A 17,960-nucleotide genomic window follows, 5' to 3' on the forward strand; every position below is an offset into this window, starting at 1 on the left:
AGGGGCCGCACGGGAATTACTTGGTGAGATGGTCCGGGCCGAAGGCCTGGGGCAGCATCTCGGACAGCGGCAGGATGCCCGCCGGGGTCTCCAGGAGGAGGTCGGGGCCGCCGAACTCGTGGAGCAGCTGCCTGCAGCGGCCGCACGGGACGAGGATCTCGCCCCGGCCGTCGACGCACGTGAAGTGCGTCAGCCGGCCGCCGCCGGTCCGCTGCAGCTCCGAGACCAGCCCGCACTCGGCGCACAGGCCGAGCCCGTAGGAGGCGTTCTCGACGTTGCAGCCGGAGACCGTGCGGCCGTCGTCGACCAGGGCGGCGACCCCGACGGGGTAGCCCGAGTAGGGGGCGTACGCGTGGGACATGGCCTCCCGGGCCAGCTCGCGCAGCGCCGCCCAGTCGACGCCGGACGTCGGGGTCACTTGCCCTGCCCCTTCCGGTACCGCATGCCGTCGGCCTTGGGCATGCGCAGCCGCTGTGCGGACAGCGACAGCACCAGCAGCGTGACGACGTACGGGGTGGCGCCCACGAAGTCGCTGGGCACCTCGTCGGTGAAGAGGTACCAGGCCAGGACGAGCGCGGCCACGATGAGGCAGGTCCCGCCCTGCCAGTGCGCCTTGCGGTACAGCTTCCAGCCGGCCAGTCCGGCGAGGAGCACGACCAGCAGGAGCAGCAGCGCGTGGACGGTCTCGCCGCCGTTGCGCAGCTGCAGCGCGTCGGAGTAGCCGAACAGGCCCGCGCCCATGGCCAGGCCGCCCGGCCGCCAGTTACCGAAGATCATGGCCGCGAGGCCGATGTATCCGCGGCCGCCGGTCTGGCCCTCCAGGTAGGTGTGGGAGGTGACCAGGGCGAGAAACGCGCCGCCGAGTCCGGCGAGGCCGCCGGAGACGGCCACGGCCGCGTACTTGTACTTGTACACGTTGACACCCAGGGACTCCGCGGCGATCGGGTTCTCGCCGCAGGAGCGCAGTCGCAGGCCGAACGAGGTGCGCCACAGCAGCCACCAGCTGCCCACGAACAGCAGGACGGCGAAGAGCGTCACCACGGACAGGTTCGTGACCAGGCCGCCGAGGATGCCCGCGATGTCGGAGACCAGGAACCAGTGGTGGTTCTCGACGGACTGCAGTCCGCTCGAGAGGCCGGGCACGCTGATGTCGGGCAGCGAGTCCACCGGCGGGGACTGCTTGGGGTTGCCGCCGGCCTCGGCCGGCTTGCCCTCCGAGAAGAAGATCTTGGCCAGGTACTGGGTGATGCCGAGCGCGAGCAGGTTGACGGCGACACCGGAGACGATGTGGTCGACGCCGAAGGTGATGGTCGCGACGGCGTGCACCAGACCGCCGAGGACGCCGAAGCCGACGCCGCACAGCAGGCCCAGCCAGGGGTTGGACTGCCAGCCGATCCAGCCGGCGCCGAAGGTGCCGAGGATCATCATGCCTTCGAGGCCGATGTTGACCACGCCGGACCGCTCGGACCACAGGCCTGCCAGACCGGCGAGTCCGATGGGCACGGCGAGGCCGAGCGCGGCGGAGACCTGGCCCTCGGAGGTGAGCTGGTTGGAGCCGGTGATGACGCGGACCGCGGCGACGAGCAGCAGCGCGCCCGCGACGATCATCAGGATCTGGCCGACCGAGCGGCCCGACCGGGCGTCCGTGTCCGCCTTGGGCGCCGCGGGGGGCGGCGTGTCGGTCATCGTGGCAGTCATCACGCCACCTCCTGCTTCTTGGTCGCGGCGGCCTGGGCGGCGAGCTCGGCGCCGACCCGCTGCTGCTGGCGCTTGAGGCCGTAGCGGCGGACGACTTCGTAGGCGATGACGACGCACAGGACGATGACGCCCTGGATGACGCCGAGGATCTCCTTGTCGTAGCCCTGGAACTCGAGGTGATTGGTGGTGCGCTCCAGGAAGCCCCAGAGCAGCGCGCCGAGGGCGATGCCGACCGGGTTGTTGCGGCCGAGCAGGGCGATGGCGATGCCGGTGAAGCCGATGCCCGACGGGAAGTCGTTGCTGAACTGGTGGCTGTCGTTGAGCAGGGTCGGCATGCCGATCAGACCGGCCACCGCACCCGAGATGACCATGCTGGTGGCGACCATCTTCTTGACCGACACACCGCTGGCGGTGGCGGCGCTCTCGGACTGGCCGACGGCGCGCAGGTCGAAGCCGAACCGGGTGCGGCCGAGTACGAACCAGTAGGCGATGCCGACGAGCACGGCGATGACGATGAAGCCCCACAGCACGCCGGCCGGGCCGGTGTCGATGCTGAAGAAGTACGACGAGTGGGGCAGCGGCTCGGTGGAGACGATGGTGCCGCCGCTCTGGAGTTCGGCGAGCTTACCCGGCTGCAGCAGGTAGGCGATGATCGCGGTGGCGATCGAGTTCAGCATGATCGTCGAGATGACCTCGCTGACGCCGCGGGTCACCTTGAGGATGCCCGCGATGGCGGCCCACAGGGCGCCGGTCGCCATGGCGCACAGGATGATCAGCGGGATCGCGATCCAGCCGGGGAGGGTCAGCGCGCCGCCGAGGACCGCGGCGAAGAAGGCGGCCATCCGGTACTGGCCGTCGACGCCGATGTTGAACAGGTTCATGCGGAAGCCGATGGCCACCGAGACGCCCGCCAGGTAGTACGTGGTCGCCTTGTTCAGGATGTAGACCTGGCTGTCGCTGGCGGAGCCGTAGGTCACCATGTCGCTGAAGGCGTCGCCCGGGTTCTTGCCAGTGGCGAGGATGACCAGGGCGGTGACGACGAGTGCGGCGACGATCGCCAGCAGCGGTGCCGCGAGGCCGAGGAGCAGCCGCTCCTTGTCGATGCGTTGGGTCAGCTTCTTCATCGCGCGTCGTCCTCTGTGTGCTCCAGGTGGCCGGTCGCCGCACCCGTCATGGCGGAGCCCAGCTCCTCGGGGGTGATCGTGGCCGGGTCGGCGTCGGCGACCAGACGGCCGCGGTACATCACCCGCAGGGTGTCGGAGAGCCCGATGAGCTCGTCCAGGTCGGCGGAGATCAGCAGCACGGCCAGGCCCTCGCGGCGGGCCTCGCGGATGTGGTCCCAGATGGCGGCCTGTGCGCCGACGTCCACGCCACGGGTCGGGTGGGCTGCGATGAGCAGCTTGGGCGCGTGGCTCATCTCGCGGCCGACGATCAGCTTCTGCTGGTTGCCGCCGGACAGCGAGGCGGCGGTCACGTCGATGCCGGGCGTGCGGACGTCGTAGGCCTCGACGATGCGCTCGGTGTCGGTCCGGGCGGCCTTGATGTCGAGCAGCTGGCCGCGGGAGTTGGGCTTCTCGGTGACATGGCCGAGGATGCGGTTCTCCCACAGCGGCGCCTCGAGGAGCAGGCCGTGGCGGTGCCGGTCCTCGGGGATGTACCCGACGCCGGCCTCGCGGCGGCTGCGGGTGGGGATGTGGGAGATGTCGACGCCGTCGAGGGTGACGACACCGGTGTCCGGGTGGCGCATGCCCATGATCGCCTCGACCAGCTCGGACTGCCCGTTGCCCTCCACGCCGGCGATGCCGAGGACCTCGCCCTTGTGGATGGTGAAGGAGATCGCGTCGAGGATGATCCGCTCGACGCCGTCGAGGTCGGTCTGGGTCAGGTGCAGCCCGTCCAGCTTCAGCAGCGGGACGTCGGTGACCGTGGACTCCTGCGTCTCCGGCGTGGGCAGTTCGCTGCCGACCATCAGCTCGGCGAGTTGCTTGGGGGTGGTGCCCTTCGGCTCGACCGTGCCGACGGTGGTGCCGCGCCGGATGACGGTGATCTCGTCGGCGACGGACAGCACCTCGCCCAGCTTGTGGGAGATGAAGATGACGGTGAGGCCCTCGGCCTTCAGCTCGCGCAGGTTGGCGAAGAGGGCGTCGACCTCCTGCGGCACCAGGACGGCGGTGGGCTCGTCGAGGATGAGGGTCTTGGCGCCCCGGTAGAGGACCTTGAGGATCTCCACGCGCTGGCGGTCGGCGACGCCCAGCTCCTCGAGGAGGACGTCGGGCCGGACGTTCAGCCCGTACGCGTCGGAGATCTCCCTGATCTTCGTGCGCGCCTTGGCGCCGATGCCGTGGAGCTTCTCGGCGCCCAGGACGACGTTCTCCAGGACGGTGAGGTTGTCGGCGAGCATGAAGTGCTGGTGCACCATGCCGATGCCGCGGGCGATGGCGTCGGCGGGGTTGCCGAAGGTGACCTGGTCGCCGTTCACCGTGATGGTGCCCTCGTCCGGCTGCTGCATGCCGTAGAGGATCTTCATCAGGGTGGACTTGCCGGCACCGTTCTCACCGCACAGGGCGTGGACGGTGCCCGTGCGAACCGTGATGTCGATGTCGCGGTTGGCGACGACGCCGGGGAATCGCTTGGTGATGCCGCGCAGTTCGACGGCAGCGGGAGGGCTGGACGCGTTGATGGCGCACTCTCCTCGGGGGAAAGGGGCTGCGTAGGGGAGGGCAGGCGTCGGCGACGCTAGCGCGGCAACTCAATGCTACACGCGTAGAGTTGACACATTGTTATGGCTCGACGAGGGGGTTCTCATACACCCCCTCGTCGAGCCGGGGTACGGCGGGAACCGTCAGGTCACGGGGTGGTCTTGACCTTCACGGAACCGTCGACGATCTTCTGCTTGGCCGCGTCCAGCTGGGTCTTGATGTCGTCGATGAAGCCACCGCTGGTGGCCAGCGAGACGCCGTTCTTGGCGAGCGAGTAGTTGTTGACGCCCGTCAGCGGCTTGCCCTCGTGCACGGACTTGATGAAGTCGTAGACACCGACGTCGACGTTCTTGACCATCGAGGTCAGGATCGACGCCTTGTACTTGGCCAGACCCGGGATGTTGTACTGGTCGGAGTCCACGCCGATGGCCCAGGCGCCCTTGACGCCGTTGACGGCCTCGATCGCGCCGTTGCCGGAGGAGCCGGCCGCCGAGTAGATCACGTCGGCGCCGTTGTCCAGCATGCCCGACGCGGCCGCCTTGCCCTTGTCGGGGCTGGCGAAGCCGGAGAAGTCCGAGCCGTGGCTCAGGTACTGCGTGTCGACCTTGACCTTCGGGTTCGTGTCGTGGACGCCCTGGACGTAGCCGGCCTCGAACTTCTTGATCAGCGGGACGTCGACGCCGCCGATGAAGCCGACGTGGTTCTTCTTGGTCTTCAGCGCCGCGGCGACGCCGGCCAGGTAGGAACCCTGCTCCTCGGTGAAGGTGATGCTGTCGACGTTCTTGACGTCCACCACCGAGTCGACGATGCCGAAGCTGGTCTTCGGGAACTTCGCGGCGACCTTGGTCATCGAGGCGGCGTAGGAGAAGCCGACGCCCACGACCGGGTTGTAACCCGCCTGCGCCAGGTCGGTCAGACGCTGCTCGCGGTCGGCCTCGGTGTCGGAGGTCTTGGCGGTCAGCTCCTTGATCGAGCCGCCGAACTCGGACTTGGCCTTGTCGGCGCCGCGCGCGGCGGAGTCGTTGAAGGAACGGTCACCACGGCCGCCGACGTCGAAGGCGAGACCGATCTTGACGCCCGAGCCGCTGCCCGCGGAGGCGGACGACGAGCTGGTGCTGTCGGAGGAGGTGCTGCCACATGCTGTGGCAGTCACTGCGAGAGCTGCGGTCGCGATACACGCAGCAGAAAGCTTGGCTACCCGGCGCACGGGAAGGCTCCTTCACCTGACCTGAGCGCCTCGTCGGCGCTTGATGTAAGCACCATGCCGGTGCTCGAGCCACGACGCCCTGGCGGCGTCGGCTTCGCGGCATCGTAACGCGCGTAGATGTCAGAAAAACACCCCTCGCGACGCCGTTATCGATTCGAGGCGAACACCGTCTGAACTCGGTTCCTTACAGCTTCGCGCCGTTGATTTCGAACCGGGGACGAATGGCTTACAACAGTGTTGCGCCGGACGGCGGAACGGCGCTCCGGCCGCCCCGCCGCCGTCCGCTCACCTGTTCGCCGCGTCCAGCAGGGCCGCCGCCGTGAAGAGCTCCACGCCGGCGGTGATCGCCGACTCGTCCGCGTCGAAGTCGCCCTGGTGCAGGTCGCGCACGGTGCGCTCGCCGGGCGTGCGGACCCCGAGGCGGGCCATCGCGCCCGGCACCCGCTCCAGGTACCAGGAGAAGTCCTCGCCGCCCAGGCTCTGCTCGGTGCCTTCGACGGCCGTCTCGCCGCGCCGGGCGACCATGGCGTCGCGCAGCAGGCCGGTGACGTCGGCGTCGTTGACGACCGGGGGGACGCCGCGCACGTAGTTGATCTCGGACTTGGCGCGGTGCAGGTTGGCGACCTCGTCGATGGCCGCGACGACGATGTCCGGGGCCTGCCGCCACGCGTCGATGTCCAGGCAGCGGACGGTGCCGGACAGCTCGGCGTGCTGCGGGATCACGTTGGGCGCGTGGCCGCTCTCGATGCGGCCCCACGTGACCGCGAGCCCGGCCCGGGTGTCGACCCGGCGTCCGACCAGCGCGGGCACGTCGGTGACCACCCGGGCGGCGGCCGTGACCAGGTCGGTGGTGAGGTGCGGGCGGGCGGTGTGGCCGCCGGGCCCGTCCAGGGAGATCTCCAGCCGGTCGCAGGCGGAGGTGATCGCGCCCTCGCGCAGACCGATCCGGCCCGCGTCGACCCGCGGGTCGCAGTGCACGGCGATGATCCGGCCGACGCCGTCCAGCGCGCCGTCCTCGATGACGTCGGCGGCGCCGCCGGGCAGCACCTCCTCGGCGGGCTGGAAGATCAGCCGTACGGGGCGCGGCAGCCGGCCCTGGCGGTGCAGCTCGGCCAGGACCAGCCCGGCGCCGAGGACGACGGTGGTGTGCACGTCGTGGCCGCAGGCGTGCGCGCGGTCGGGGACGGTGGACCGGTACGCGCACTCGGTCTTGGTGTCCGGGATGGGCAGCGCGTCGATGTCGGCGCGCATGGCCAGGACGGCGGCGCCGCCGGCCGCGCCCACGGTCCCGATGTCGCAGATGAGGCCGGTCCCGACGGCGAGTACGCGTGGTTCGAGCCCCGCCTTCTCCAGGCGGGCCTTGATCGCGGCCGTCGTACGGAACTCCTGGTTGCCCAGCTCAGGATGCATGTGCAGGTCGCGGCGGAAGGCCACGAGCTCTGCGCGCAGCGCCTCCGGCAGGACGCCGGGGAGGGCGTCTTCCCCTGAAGGATCGGCCTCGGACTCTCGGGACATCAGTTGCTTCACCCTCTGAAGGGTAGGACGCCGAAGCGGTCGACCGACCTACGATCAACAAAACTTCAACCCGTCAGGCGAAGAAAAGTCGGCCGCGCGGCGCATGGCTGCTGTGGGGGGTGGGTAAACTCCGCCGATTTCGGTTCGGCTCCCACACTTCTTCCTTCCTTTCACGGATACCACGGACAGCTCATGACACGCCGTGCCTGTCCACGTTCCGGGATCGATCCCGGAATCATCGCCTGCGCGCAGCGGTCCCGCCACGCGGAGCGACGGGGCGGGGCGTCGTGACCGGTCCGGCCGACCGCGGACGGGATCCACCGCGCGGGTGCGGGGTCAGGCCGGGTTCGCCGCCGCCAGTCCGTGCGCGGCGCGGGCGGTTCCCGCCACCCCCGCCAGGAAGCCCTGTGCCCGCGGTGAGGCGCCGGCGGTCAGCCAGGCCGGGTCGATGTCGCAGACCGTGACGCGGACGTCCGTCCCGGTCAGGGCCAGGGGCAGGGTGTGGACGACCGTGGACGGGAAGCTGAGGACCGTGCCGCCTATGGGGCCCCGGCGGGCGATCAGTTCCAGCGGGAGGTCGGGGCGCACGACCTGCAGTCCCGTCTCGACGGCGAGCCGGTGCAGTTTCTCGGCGCTCTCGCGGCGGTGGGCGAAGTAGCGGGTGACGCCGTGGGCCCCGGCCAGGGTCCGCACGGCGTCCGCGTAGCGGTCGGCGTCCACCACCCCGGTCTCGACCAGCGAGGTGCCCACCATGTCCGCGCCCTTGGTCACGCGCGGCGGGCCGAAGCGGTCCCGGGTCCAGACGAAGCGGTTGGCCGTGACGGCGACGCCGTCCGGGGCGTCCGTTATCGGCATCGCGGAGAACACCTCGACGCTGCGCTCCGGGCCGGGCGTGAGGCGGCGGCGGGCCGCGCCGGAGACCGGGGCGAAGAGCAGGTCGCGGGGGCTCGTCCGGCCGCCCTTGCGGTGCCAGCGCACCAGCCGTTCCCCGCGGGCCAGCTGGCCGACGAACTCCATGGTCGCCGTGCCGTCGTCCACCACGACGAGCTCGCTCGCCCGGGTGAGGGTCAGCAGCAGTTGGACGTAGCGGGAGAACGGGTCGCCCATCACCATCCGTTCCGCGCGCCGCAGCAGCCCGCTGAGGCTGCCGACGGTGCGGAAGGGGGCCGTGGCGCCGTCGCGGGCCTCCTCCCAGCGGACGGTGTGCCCTTCCCGGCGGGCCAGCTCGGCCATACGGCGCAGCTGGCCGCGGGTCATCGGGTCGTTCGGGGACAGGACGACGAGGGTGAGCCCCGCGCCGGGCTCCCGCCGCCCGTGGAGCCGGCGCGAGTGCGCCCACTCCAGGACGTTCAGGAGCTGCACCGGGCTCTCCACGAAGGCGAGGGTGTGGGGGGTGGGGCCGGTGTTCTTCCCGGCGCGAGGACTCATCGTCGTACGACCATCCCGTGGGGCACTCGGAGGGGCACGCAGGTCACACCGCGAGCGGCTCGCCCGCCGCCGCCGCGATCTCCGCCTCCGCGACGACGCCCGGGACGCGGCGCAGCTTGCGCATCGGGCCGAGCTCGGAGTCGTAGACCTTCTTCACGCCGTCGCCGAGGGACGCCTCGATGGTGCGGATGTCGCGGACGAGGCGGGTCAGGCCGCCCGGCTCCACGGAGGCCGCCTGGTCGGAGCCCCACATCGCGCGGTCGAGGGTGATGTGGCGCTCGACGAAGACGGCGCCGAGGGCGACGGCGGCCAGCGAGGTCTGCAGCCCGGTCTCGTGGCCCGAGTAGCCGATCGGGACGTTGGGGTACTCCCGCTCCAGCGTGTTGATCACACGGAGGTTGAGCTCCTCGGCCCTGGCCGGGTAGGTCGAGGTGGCGTGGCACAGGAGGATGTTGTCCGAGCCGAGGACCTCGACCGCGTGGCGGATCTGCCGCGGGGTCGACATGCCGGTGGACAGGACGATCGTCCTGCCGGTGTCGCGCAGGGCGCGCAGCAGTACGTCGTCGGTCAGGGACGCGGACGCCACCTTGTGCGCGGGCACGTCGAACTCCTCCAGGAAGGCGACCGCCTCGGTGTCCCACGGCGACGCGAACCAGGCGATGCCCTTCTCCTTGCAGTACGCGTCGATCCGGCGGTACTCGTCCTCGCCGAACTCGACGCGGTGGCGGTAGTCGATGTACGTCATCCGGCCCCAGGGCGTGTCGCGCTCGATGTCCCACTGGTCGCGCGGGGTGCAGATCTCGGGCGTGCGCTTCTGGAACTTGACGGCGTCGCAGCCGGCCTCGGCGGCCGCGTCGATCAGCCGGAGGGCGTTGTCGAGGTCGCCGTTGTGGTTGATGCCGATCTCGCCGGTGACGTAGACGGGGTGTCCGGGGCCGACGGGGCGGGTGCCCAGGAGGCGCAGGCGGGCGTTGATGCGGGTGGCGGCGTTGTCGCTGGTGCTCATGGCGGAACGTTCCTTACTGGGGGAGGGTGTCGAGGGAGGGGCCGAGGATCCAGCCGGCGATCTCCCGGATCGCGCCGTCGCCGCCGGGCAGGGCGGTGACCGCGCGGGCGGCGCCGCGTACGACGTCGTGGGCGCTCGCGACCGCCACCGGCCAGCCGACGAGCGCGAAGCAGGGAAGGTCGTTGACGTCGTTGCCGACGTAGAGCACGCGCTCCGGCGCGACGCCCTGTTCCTCGCACCACTGCTTGAGCGCGAGGTCCTTGCGGTCGACGCCGTGCAGGACCGGGAGGTCGAGCTTGCGGGCGCGGGCGGCGACGACGGGGTTGCGCTCGGTGGACAGGATCAGCATCCGCAGCCCGGACCGGCGCAGGGCGGCGATGCCGAGGCCGTCGCCGCGGTGGACGGAGACGAACTCGCGTCCGTCGGAGTCGATCAGCACCCGGTCGTCGGTCTGGGTGCCGTCGAAGTCGAGCACGACGGCGTCGACGTCGTCGGCGGTGGGCAGGGAGCCGGGGAGGTCGGCGTCGAGGAGCGGGGCGAGCGCGCGGGCGCGGGCGAGGTCGTGCGGATCGTCGATCTCCAGGACGCGGGCGGGGTCGGTGCGCACGAGTTCGGTGCGGCCGAAGAAGCGGTGCCCGTGTCTGCGGAAGCCGGCCGCGTCCATCGCGTAGGCGGCGCCGGTCTCCAGGAAGTCCTGGGGGCGGTCCTGGCGGCGCGGGCGGAAGGACCGGTCGTGGTTGACGCCGAAGCCGCCTTCGCCCGCCTCGTCGGAGCGGCGCCAGACGAAGCCGTGGAAGGGGGCCACCGTGACGGCGGTGTCGGCGCCCTGTTCGACGACGGCGCCGGCGACGCCGTCGACGTCCTCGCGGGTGAGGAAGGGGCTGGTGCACTGGACGAGCAGGACGACGTCCACCGGGGAGCCGTGCAGGGCCTCATGGGCGTCCAGGGCGTGCAGGACGGCGGCCTCCGAGGTCGCCGTGTCCCCGGCGATGGCGGCCGGACGCAGGACGACCTCGGCGCCCGCCTCGCGGGCCGCCGCGGCGATGGCGTGGTCGTCGGTGGACACGACCACGTCCGTGACGAGCCGGCCGGCCCGGCACTCGCGGACCGCGCGGGCGACCAGCGGGACGCCGCCCACCGGCGCGAGGTTCTTCGCGGGCACGCCCTTGGAGCCCCCGCGCGCGGGGATCACGGCGAGGACGCGGCGCACGCCGGATGCTGAGTCGGGCATGGGCACTTCTCCTGGAGAGGTCACGGGGGAGGTCGGGACGGAGGAAGCGGCCCGGGAGGCGGCGGGGGTGGTCACAGCTCCCCCAAGCGGCGGATCACCGGGGCCACGCGCTGGACGCCGTGCCGGTAGGCGCCGCGGGCCGCTCTGCGGACGGTCCGGCGGACCGGGCCGGGGTCCTCGGCCGCGGCCGGGGCGCCGGGAAGGGGGCTGCCGTCGGGGCCGAGGTGGTGGCGGGCGAGGATGCCGGGCAGGTAGCCGGGCGCGGTGACGGGCGTGTAGTAGGGGGCCAGGGGCGGCAGACCGGCGGAGCTGTCGAGCAGTTCGGCGATGCGTTCGCGGGCCGGGACGAAGGCGTCGTCGTAGGAGCCCGTTCCGGAGGAGGGGCCCCCGGCGGCGACTCCCTGGCGGGCCACCCAGTCCTCGTCGGGGTCGGGGCGGTGGCCGGCGTCGAGCTGGTCCCAGGAGGCCAGGCAGCCGGAGCCGACGAAGTGGTGGTTGCCGAGCGCCTCGCGCACCCCGAGATCGGTGAGGACCACGGTGGGGACCCTGCGGTGCAGGGACTCCAGGGCGGCCGTCGAGCTGACCGTGACGAGCAGGTCGGCGCGGTCCAGGACCTCGCCCATGTGCCCGTACACCAGGCGGAGGTTGGGCGGCAGGTCGAGCCTGCGCGCCAGCTTCTGGTAGGGCAGTTCCTCGATGTGGGTGGTGTGCTCCCCGGGCTTGGAGCGGAGCTTCAGCAGTACGTCGCGCTCGGGGTGCAGACGCGCGTGCCGCACCAGCCGGTCCAGCAGGTAGGCGCGGTCCGCGCGGTTCTCGGGCACCGAGGGCTGCGCGGCGAACACCACGGTGAACGGGTCGTGCCGGCCGGTGTACGGCGCACCGCCCAGGAACGGCAGGGCCACTTCGGTCACCGCCGAGGCGTCGGCGCCGACCCCCGCGTACACGGCGCGGAAACGCTCCGCGTCCTGACGGGAGTTGGCGAGGACGAGATCGGCGCCGTGCCGCAGCAGCAGTCCGTCGGCGAGCTTCTCGTAGACGACGCCGACGTAGCCGGTGACGACGACGGGACGCCTGCCGCCATCCTCCACGACCCGCTTCAGACCGTGCAGCACGGCCTGGACGCTGCCGCCGACGAGCGCGAGGACGAGGACGTCGTACGGCGTGCCCGCCATGACGCGCAGGAACTCGACGGCGGTGACCTCGCGCAGGGAGTCGGCGTGCACGCCGACCTCGGCCAGCTGACGGGGGGTCGGGGTGGCCCGGCCGCGCAGCAGGAAGCCGTCCAGGACGGGGGGCGAGGGCGCTGTCCGCGTCGCGGTCAGCGCACCCCATTTCCATCGGGTGTCGGAGTCCGCGAGGACGGCAATCCGTGGGGGGTTCGCAGTACTTGCTGGCACACCGAAGACGGTAGAAATCAAAACACGGGATTTACCCAATCCCCGATCAACAAGAAGTTAACAACGCGACACCGAAATCCGAACCGGCCCGCCTGCGCCCCTGAAGAACACGGGATGCACGAATCCGCCACATTCAGTTCACCCCGCGTCCCCTCGTCGATAAGTTCCGCCGCCGGCGGCGCTCCTAGGCTTTCCCTTGTGCCCAAGCTCTCTGTGATCGTGCCGTTCTACAACGTCCGCCCGTACGCGCCCGACACTCTCAGAAGTCTTCATATGAACGCCAGTCGGGAATTCGAATTCGTGCTGGTGGACGACCATTCCACGGACGAGACTCCGGAGATTCTCGAACAGGCGGTCGAGGGCCTTTCGAAGATCGCCCAGGTGCGTCATGTCCGCCATGAGAATAACGGCGGTCTCGCCACCGCGCGCAATACCGGACTCGACGCGGCGCAGGGCGAATACCTGACGTTCCTGGACGGCGACGACTGGCTCGCGCGCGGATATCTGGGCGAACTCGTCGCGGCGATCGACGAGTTGGGCTGCGACTTCGTGCGCACGGACCACGTCCAGGCCACCGGCCGCGTCCGCACGGTGGTCCGGCACCCGCACGGGCTGCGCGGGGAGGTCCTCGACCCGCGCCGGGCGATCCTGCCCGCCGACCGCTCCACGTCCGTCGACTACGCCTTCGCCTGGGCCGGCGTCTACCACCGCCGCCTCCTCGATCGCGGCCTGCTGCACTTCACCGACGGGCTGCGCACCGCCGAGGACCGGCCGTGGATCTGGAAACTGCACCGGGAGGCGGAGTCGTTCGCGGTGGTGAACCTGCACGGCGTCTTCTACCGCCGGGGGGTCGCCTCGTCCCTGACCCGGATCGGCGACGCCCGGCAGCTGGACTTCATCCGGGCCTTCGACCAGGTCGTCGAGGAGACCGCGCGGGACCGGGACGCCGACCAGCTGCTGCCCAAGGCGGTGCGCACCTACTGCGCGATCATCGCCCACCACCTCGCGGACGTCGACAAGTTCGAGCCCGCCGTCGCCAGACAGCTGCGCACGCAGAGCGCCGCCGCCATACGGCGTATGCCCCAGGAACTGCTCACCGACGTGCTCGACCGCATGGACCTGCGCCGCTCCGCCAAGCTGCGGCGACTGCGCCGGCAGATCACCTCCGCGAAGGCGGCCGCCTGATGCCCCCCACGCCCCCCGCCCCGCACCGCCCCACGACCCGCGCGACCGCCGGCGCCACCCAGATCTTCTGCGCCTCCACCCTCTACGGCGCCGCCACCCTCGCCGCCGCCCTCGACGCGGACGCCTTCGCCCCCGCGGACCGCCGGCTGCTGCTGGTGTGCAACAACGCGACGACGCCCGAGACCTCCCCCGCCCTCGACGAGATGCCGGGCTTCGCCCCGCTGCGGGACCGCTTCGACGAGGTCCGCTCCTGGAACGAGGCCATCAGCCCCTTCCACCCGGGCGCCTGGTCGCCGCGCCCCGACGACGTGCCCCTCCTGGAGCGGTACCTGCGGCTGCTGTGGGGCCTGGGCGACGACCGGGTGACGATCGTCCTGGAGTCCATCCAGGTCAACCCGGCCCAGGCCATCGCCCAGCTCTTCCCCGGCGCGCCCGTCGACGTCTACGCGGACGGCCTGATGAGCTACGGCCCCACCCGCGACAAGCTCGACCCGCTGCTCGGCACCCGGGTACGGCGGGTGCTCCACCTGGACCTGGTGCCGGGTCTGACGCCGCTGCTGCTCACCGAGTTCGGGGCGCCCGCGCAGACCGTGCCCGCCACCGCCTTCCTGAAGGTGCTGGGAGAGGTCGCCGACGCCGTGCCGGAGGTGCCGTCGCTGCCGCAGGACTGCGCGCTGCTGCTCGGCCAGTACCTCTCGGCGCTGGAGATCCTCACCCCGCAGCAGGAGGAGGAGCTGCATGTGCGCATGCTGCGCGGGGCGGTCGCGCGCGGTCACCGCACGGTCGTCTTCACCCCGCATCCGACGGCGCCGGCCCGGTACAGCCGCGCCCTGGAGGCCGAGGCCGAGCAGCTGGGCGTCACGCTGACGGTCCTCGGGACGCCGGTGCTCGCCGAGGTGCTGTTCGACAGGGCGCGGCCCGCGCTGGTCGTCGGCTGCTTCTCGACGGCCCTGTTCACCGCGTCCTCCTTCTACGGGCTGCCCGTGGCCCGCGTCGGCACCGAGTCGCTGCTGGAGCGGCTCGTCCCCTACCAGAACAGCAACCGGGTGCCCCTCGTGCTGGCCGACGCGCTGCTGCCGGACCTGGAGGACCTGGAGGGCCCGGAGAGCCCGGCGGGCCCCGAGAGCCCGGCGGACCCGAAGGTCCGGGAGAACCTCGGGGCCGGCGGGGGCGAACGGCCCGTCGGGGCGGGGGACGTGGCCGAACTGCTCGCGGCGGTGGGCTTCGTGATGCAGCCCCAGATCCACCCCGGGCTGCGGCCGGTCGCCGAGCGGTATCTGCGCACCCGTCTCGGTCCGCGCACCTGGCGGTACTTCAGACGCCGGCGGCTCACCGCGCTCGGACTGCCGGGCGGCATCCCGCAGCGGCTGGCCTTCCTTCCGCGCCATGCCGCCGCGCGTCGGGTGGTCCGGCGGGCGAGGGCGCTGCGCAGGGCCGTCCGCCGGCGGAAATGACATCGACGCGGGACGTTCACCGGGCGTTCCCTCCCGATTCCGCGCTCCGGGTGAACGGTCGTATCGAGCAACCGGGGCGTCGCGGACCGAGCACACGAGAGGCCCCCTGGGCCACTGCGAGGGGTACGAGCATGACCGAGACGGTCGTGAGCAGCACGTCGAAGGCGCCGCCCATCGCGCCGGCGCCGGTCCACGAGCCGGACGGACCCGGCGGGCGGGGCGGACCGGCCGGCCCGGGCGGTCCCGAGGGCCGGCTGCGCGCCCTGGACGGGCTGCGGCTGATCGCCGCGCTGATGGTGGCGGTCTACCACTACGCGGGCCGCGACGGCGAGGTCTCGCGCGCGTGGGGGACCTCGCCGGGACTGCAGTTCCCCACGTTGCACGGATTCGCCGCCTACGGCTGCCTCGGCGTCCAGGTCTTCTTCGTGATCAGCGGGTTCGTGATCTGCATGAGCGGCTGGGGCCGGCCGCTCAGGTCGTTCGTGGCCTCCCGCGTGTCCCGGCTGATGCCCGCGTACTGGGCGGCCGTCCTGCTGGTGACGGCGGTCTTCGCGCTGCCGCCGGTCGTCTTCGAGGCCGTCTCCCCGAGTGACGCGCTGGTCAATCTGACCCTGCTCCAGCAGCCGCTGGGCGTCGACCGGGTGCTCGGTGTCTGCTGGACGCTGTGGGCGGAGATCCGCTTCTACGCCCTGTTCGCGCTGTGCGTCGTCCTGCCGGGCGCGAACCGCCGCCGGGTCGTGGTGTTCTGCGCGGGCTGGACGATGGCCGCCGCGATCGCGCAGGCGGCGCACCAGCCGCTGCTCGACGTGGTCCTGATGCCCGCGTACGCGCCGTTCTTCGTCGGCGGGGTCGGCCTCTACCTCGTCCACCGCGACCGACGCGACGCCTACGCCTGGGGGATCGTCGCGGCCGGCTTCCTGATCGGCCAGCACTACGCGGTGCGCCAGCTGTCGAACGCCTCGGACCCGCACGCCTTCGCCCACCGCACGAGCCTCGGCATCGTCTTGGTGGTCGCCTTCGGCTTCGTGGCGGTCGGGGCGATCGCACTGGGCCGCCTGAACCGGGTGAACTGGCGGTGGCTCACCGTCGCGGGCACGCTGACGTACCCGTTCTACCTGGTCCACGAGCATCTCGGCTGGGTGGCCATCCGCTTCCTGCACCGCGGTCTGCACGTGCCGTCCGCGGCGACCTTCGCCCTGACCCTCGTCTCGATGCTGCTGCTGGCCCTGCTGCTCGACCGCCTCGTGGAGAGGCCGCTGGCGCCCCGCCTGAAACGCGCGCTGTCGCGGGCCTGACGATCGTGCCGCCCTTCGGGGAGGAGCGTCGTTTCCGGGGGAATCGTCCAGGTCGGTTTCCGGGGGAATCGACCGGGTCAGAACGTGTCCGACGGCACGTACGTCCCCCAGACGCCCCGGAGGGCGTTGCACACCTCGCCCACCGTCGCCCGGGCCCGCAGCGCGTCCTTCATCGGGTACAGGACGTTGTCCTCGCCCTCCGCCGCCTTCCTCAGGGCGTCCAGGGCCGCGTCCACCGCCCTCCGGTCGCGCTCGGCCCGCAGCCTTACGAGCCGTTGCGCCTGCCGGGCCTCGATGGCCGGGTCGACGCGGAGCGGCTCGTAGGGCTCCTCGGCGTCGAGCCGGAAGCGGTTGACGCCCACCACGACCCGCTCGCCGGAGTCGGTCTCCTGGGCGATGCGGTAGGCGTTGTGCTCGATCTCGCTCTTCTGGAAGCCGTGCTCGATGGCCGCCACCGCGCCGCCCAGGTCCTCGACCCTCCGCATGAGGCCCACGGCCGCCGCCTCGACGTCGTCCGTCATCCTCTCGACGGCATAGGAGCCCGCGAAGGGGTCGACGGTCGCCGTCACGTCCGTCTCGTGGGCCAGCACCTGCTGGGTGCGCAGGGCGAGGCGCGCGCTCTTGTCCGTGGGCAGCGCGATCGCCTCGTCGAAGGAGTTGGTGTGCAGCGACTGCGTGCCGCCCAGGACCGCGGCCAGCCCCTGGACGGCGACCCGCACCAGGTTCACCTCGGGCTGCTGGGCGGTGAGCTGGACGCCGGCCGTCTGCGTGTGGAAGCGCAGCATCAGCGACTTGGGGTTCCGCGCGCCGAACTCCTCCTTCATCACCCGGGCCCAGATCCGGCGCGCGGCGCGGAACTTCGCGACCTCTTCGAGGATCGTCGTGCGGGCCACGAAGAAGAAGGAGAGGCGGGGCGCGAAGTCGTCCACGTCCATCCCCGCCGACACCGCCGTACGCACGTACTCGATGCCGTCGGCGAGGGTGAAGGCGATCTCCTGCGCGGGCGAGGCGCCCGCCTCCGCCATGTGGTAGCCGGAGATCGAGATGGTGTTCCACTTCGGGATCTCGGCCCTGCAGTACCTGAAGACGTCGGCGATCAGCCGCAGCGAGGGCTTCGGCGGGAAGATGTACGTGCCGCGCGCGATGTACTCCTTCAGCACGTCGTTCTGGATCGTGCCCGTGAGCCGCGCCGCCGGCACGCCCTGTTCCTCGCCGACCAGCTGGTACATCAACAGGAGCAGCGCCGCGGGCGCGTTGATCGTCATCGACGTCGAGACCTTGTCCAGCGGGATCCCGCCGAACAGCACCCGCATGTCGTCGACCGAGTCGACCGCCACGCCGACCTTGCCGACCTCGCCGTGCGCGATCGGGGCGTCGGAGTCGTGGCCCATCTGGGTGGGCAGGTCGAAGGCCACGGACAGGCCCGTGGTGCCGTGGGCGATCAGCTGCCGGTAGCGGGCGTTGGACTCCACCGCGGTGCCGAAGCCCGCGTACTGGCGCATCGTCCAGGGACGGCCGGTGTACATCGACGGGTACACGCCCCGGGTGAAGGGGTAACCGCCCGGCTCGCCCAGTTTCCCGGCGGGATCCCAGCCGGCCAGGTCCTGCGGCCCGTAGACCGGCTCGATGGGCAGTCCGGACTCCGACTCACGCGCCATGGCTGCGATGCCTCCCCGCTGGTCCGTCCGCTCCGGGCCCTTCCTCTCAGGATGGCCGCAGGCGCCGGTCGTCACAACGCCGGGAGGGCGCGGGGTGGGTCCGGGGGATGTCAGGGGCGCGGGCGGGACCGGGGGAACGTGTCCCGCCCGCGCCAGGCGCACGAGCCGAAGGTACGGGGGGAACCCC

14 protein-coding genes are annotated in these 17,960 nt (G+C 71.6%); 3 read left to right on the top strand and 11 right to left on the bottom strand.

Annotated features, from left to right (window positions below; translation table 11 throughout):
- Positions 1 to 16: 16 nt before the first annotated feature.
- From Sri02f_RS21640 to Sri02f_RS21685, 10 genes are all read right to left on the bottom strand, one after another.
- The gene (locus Sri02f_RS21640) at positions 17 to 418 is read right to left on the bottom strand and encodes a cytidine deaminase (protein ID WP_109002962.1); all 402 of its coding nucleotides are present in this window, start codon (positions 416 to 418) and stop codon (positions 17 to 19) included.
- Positions 415 to 1,698 carry an ABC transporter permease gene (locus Sri02f_RS21645; protein WP_109002963.1) on the bottom strand — a complete coding sequence of 428 codons (1,284 nt, stop codon included), beginning with the start codon at positions 1,696 to 1,698 and terminating at the stop codon, positions 415 to 417. Before Sri02f_RS21645 ends, Sri02f_RS21640 begins: the two co-directional genes overlap by 4 nt.
- A complete protein-coding gene (locus Sri02f_RS21650; protein WP_109002964.1) occupies positions 1,698 to 2,822 on the bottom strand; it encodes an ABC transporter permease in 1,125 nt (374 codons plus the stop codon). The genes Sri02f_RS21645 and Sri02f_RS21650 overlap by 1 nt, the downstream gene beginning before the upstream one ends.
- Positions 2,819 to 4,345: an ABC transporter ATP-binding protein gene (locus tag Sri02f_RS21655; protein WP_245970740.1), complete on the bottom strand. Its 1,527-nt coding sequence runs from the start codon at positions 4,343 to 4,345 to the stop codon at positions 2,819 to 2,821. Before Sri02f_RS21655 ends, Sri02f_RS21650 begins: the two co-directional genes overlap by 4 nt.
- 200 nt (positions 4,346 to 4,545) lie before the next feature.
- Positions 4,546 to 5,604, bottom strand: coding sequence for a BMP family lipoprotein (locus Sri02f_RS21660; protein ID WP_109002966.1), 1,059 nt, complete (start codon positions 5,602 to 5,604; stop codon positions 4,546 to 4,548).
- 285 nt (positions 5,605 to 5,889) lie between these two features.
- Positions 5,890 to 7,119 (bottom strand): amidohydrolase, encoded by a 1,230-nt coding sequence (locus Sri02f_RS21665; RefSeq protein WP_109002967.1) that lies wholly within the window; start codon positions 7,117 to 7,119, stop codon positions 5,890 to 5,892.
- Between the two features lie 336 nt (positions 7,120 to 7,455).
- Entirely contained in the window at positions 7,456 to 8,547 is a 1,092-nt protein-coding gene (locus Sri02f_RS21670; RefSeq protein WP_109002968.1) for a hypothetical protein, read from the bottom strand.
- Positions 8,548 to 8,590: 43 nt separating this feature from the next.
- Positions 8,591 to 9,553, bottom strand: coding sequence for an N-acetylneuraminate synthase family protein (locus Sri02f_RS21675; protein WP_109002969.1), 963 nt, complete (start codon positions 9,551 to 9,553; stop codon positions 8,591 to 8,593).
- A gap of 13 nt (positions 9,554 to 9,566) precedes the next feature.
- Entirely contained in the window at positions 9,567 to 10,784 is a 1,218-nt protein-coding gene (locus Sri02f_RS21680) for an acylneuraminate cytidylyltransferase (RefSeq protein ID WP_109002970.1), read from the bottom strand.
- 71 nt (positions 10,785 to 10,855) lie between these two features.
- Positions 10,856 to 12,181 (bottom strand): DUF6716 putative glycosyltransferase, encoded by a 1,326-nt coding sequence (locus Sri02f_RS21685; RefSeq protein WP_109002971.1) that lies wholly within the window; start codon positions 12,179 to 12,181, stop codon positions 10,856 to 10,858.
- A gap of 198 nt (positions 12,182 to 12,379) precedes the next feature.
- Here Sri02f_RS21685 and Sri02f_RS21690 point away from each other — a divergent pair, with 198 nt between their 5' ends.
- The 3 genes from Sri02f_RS21690 to Sri02f_RS21700 all read left to right on the top strand — a co-directional run bounded on the left by Sri02f_RS21690 (position 12,380) and on the right by Sri02f_RS21700 (position 16,115).
- The gene (locus Sri02f_RS21690; protein WP_109002972.1) at positions 12,380 to 13,366 is read left to right on the top strand and encodes a glycosyltransferase family 2 protein; all 987 of its coding nucleotides are present in this window, start codon (positions 12,380 to 12,382) and stop codon (positions 13,364 to 13,366) included.
- Positions 13,366 to 14,820: a polysialyltransferase family glycosyltransferase gene (locus Sri02f_RS21695; RefSeq protein ID WP_109002973.1), complete on the top strand. Its 1,455-nt coding sequence runs from the start codon at positions 13,366 to 13,368 to the stop codon at positions 14,818 to 14,820. Before Sri02f_RS21690 ends, Sri02f_RS21695 begins: the two co-directional genes overlap by 1 nt.
- A gap of 131 nt (positions 14,821 to 14,951) precedes the next feature.
- Positions 14,952 to 16,115: an acyltransferase family protein gene (locus Sri02f_RS21700; RefSeq protein ID WP_109002974.1), complete on the top strand. Its 1,164-nt coding sequence runs from the start codon at positions 14,952 to 14,954 to the stop codon at positions 16,113 to 16,115.
- Positions 16,116 to 16,192: 77 nt separating this feature from the next.
- Here the strand turns inward: Sri02f_RS21700 and Sri02f_RS21705 are convergent, their stop codons facing one another.
- On the bottom strand, positions 16,193 to 17,773 hold the full coding sequence (locus tag Sri02f_RS21705) for an acyl-CoA mutase large subunit family protein (protein ID WP_109002975.1): 1,581 nt from the start codon (positions 17,771 to 17,773) through the stop codon (positions 16,193 to 16,195).
- Positions 17,774 to 17,960 lie beyond the last annotated feature (187 nt).

Source organism: Streptomyces rishiriensis (assembly GCF_003112535.1).
GTDB lineage: Bacteria > Actinomycetota > Actinomycetes > Streptomycetales > Streptomycetaceae > Streptomyces > Streptomyces rishiriensis.